Raw genomic sequence first — 2,370 nt, forward strand, 5'->3', positions numbered from 1 at the left:
AGCAAAACACATCCTGGAAAACGATTTGCCTGTTGGAGTAACCAAAGCACCTGACGAAATCGACTACACCGTAGCATCAATGAAATTAGATGCAATGGGCATTGAGATCGATTCATTAACAGATAAACAAAAAGCTTACATGGCTAACTGGCAAGAAGGAACATAATGCTGGTGAAAAAAATGACTGAAATATATAGAACATTTACATCAGAATCAGTAACCCAAGGGCACCCAGATAAAGTTGCAGATATCATTTCCGATGCAATATTAGATGCTTATATGGAACAGGATAAAAATTCCCACGTTGCATGCGAAACATGTGTAACAACAGATTTTTGTATGGTATTTGGTGAAATAACTTCGACTGCAAACATATCTGATGAGGATATTGAAAAAATCATTAGGGATACAATTATTGAAATCGGTTATGATAATCCTGATTTGGAATTTGATGGACATAAATGTGAAGTTGTAAACAGATTACACGCACAATCCCCAGATATCAATCAGGGTGTTGACCGTGGAGAAGAAGAAACCGGTGCAGGAGATCAGGGAATGATGTTCGGTTATGCAACAAATGAAACCGAATCATTAATGCCATATCCAATTGACTTAGCACGTAAATTAACTAATAAATTGACTGAACTTCGAGAAAGTGGCGAAATTCCATACTTAAGGCCTGACGGTAAAGCACAAGTATCAGTAAACTATGATAAAGAAGGCAATGTGGTCTCTCTTGATGCTGTGGTATTGTCAACCCAGCATGATGAGACGATGTCTGAAAATCAGGAACAATTAAAAGAAGATATTCGTGAAAAACTCTTCAAAGCAGTTATTCCAGAAGGATTAATTACCCAAGATACCAAAGAACACATCAATCCAACAGGAAAATTCGAAATCGGAGGACCTCACGGAGATGCAGGATTAACAGGCCGTAAAATCATTGTAGATACCTATGGAGGATATGCCCGCCATGGTGGAGGAGCATTTTCAGGAAAAGACTGCACCAAAGTAGACAGAAGTGCATGCTACATGGCAAGATACATCGCAAAAAACATCGTAGCAAGCGGATTGGCAGAAAAATGTGAAATCCAACTATCTTATGCAATTGGAGTGGCCGAACCAACTTCTGTAATGGTTGATACCTTTGGAACCGGAGCGGATATTGGTGATAAAACAATGGAAGAAATCGTACGTGAAAACTTCAAATTAACTCCAGATGGAATCATCGAAACTCTTGGTTTAAGAGATGCTTCCTATAAACAAACTGCTAAATATGGACACTTTGGTATTGAAGGTCGTCCTTGGGAAGAAACTGATAAAGTTGAAAATTTAAAAAAGTATATTGAATAATTATGGAACTTAAATAAAAAATGGAGACAACTTAAAATGAAAATTACAGTTGCAGGTGTAGGATATGTTGGGCTTTCCCTTGCTGTTCTACTCGCTCAAAAACATGATGTTACAGCTATTACAACAACGCAGTCAAAAGCAGAAAAACTAAATAATTTTATAAGTCCTATTCAGGATGATGAGATAGAAAGATTTTTCAAAGAGACTCGTGATGGGGAAAGGAAACTTAATCTTCACACAACCACCGATAAGGAAGCTGCTTATAAAAGTGCAGATCTTGTTATTATAGCCACACCTACAAATTATGATGATGTCAATCATTTCTTTGATACATCAGCTGTTGAGGATGCAATAGAGTGGACTCTTAAAGTCAATCCTGATGTCTTAATGGTCATCAAGTCAACAATACCTGTTGGATATACAGAACACATACGTGAAAAGTATGGGGTTAAAAATATTATATTTTCTCCAGAATTCCTTCGTGAGTCAAAAGCTCTTTATGATAATCTACATCCAAGTCGCATTGTTGTTGGGTGTGATGATGAGCAAAAAGAAGACGGACAGATGTTTGCAGACCTTCTTTTGGAAGGTGCAAGGGAAGAGGAAAAAAGGTCCAACTCTCAAGAACAAGACATCCCTATCTTATTAACGCACCTAACAGAATCTGAAGCCATCAAGCTTTTTGCCAACACATATCTTGCTGTGAGGGTAAGCTACTTTAATGAACTTGATACCTATGCTCAAAGCAAAGGCCTTGACACACAGATGATTATAGATGGCGTATGTATGGATCCCCGTATTGGCGGACACTATAATAACCCTTCATTCGGATACGGAGGGTACTGCCTGCCTAAAGATACAAAACAGCTTTTGGCAAATTATAAGGATGTTCCTCAGACTATGATAAAGGCTGTTGTTGATTCCAATATTGTACGTAAGGATTTCATTGCTGATGAGATTATTTCAAGAAATCCAAACACTGTTGGTGTTTACAGACTTACCATGAAGAGTAACAGT

At 37.8% G+C, this 2,370-nt stretch carries 2 protein-coding genes; both read left to right on the plus strand.

The window, feature by feature from the left end; genetic code table 11:
* The first annotated feature begins 180 nt into the window (after positions 1 to 180).
* Entirely contained in the window at positions 181 to 1,353 is a 1,173-nt protein-coding gene (gene metK / locus QZU83_RS10645; RefSeq protein WP_295611958.1) for a methionine adenosyltransferase, read from the plus strand.
* Positions 1,354 to 1,389: 36 nt separating this feature from the next.
* A partial coding sequence (locus QZU83_RS10650) for a nucleotide sugar dehydrogenase (RefSeq protein ID WP_295611959.1) occupies positions 1,390 to 2,370 on the plus strand: 981 nt, incomplete at its 3' end.

Source organism: uncultured Methanobrevibacter sp., from assembly GCF_902771435.1.
Lineage (GTDB): Archaea > Methanobacteriota > Methanobacteria > Methanobacteriales > Methanobacteriaceae > Methanocatella.

What these genes read in the sequence shown, in the direction of transcription:
- metK (WP_295611958.1), top strand. Translation starts at nt 181, where the DNA reads ATGACTGAAATATATAGAACATTTACATCAGAATCAGTAACCCAAGGG.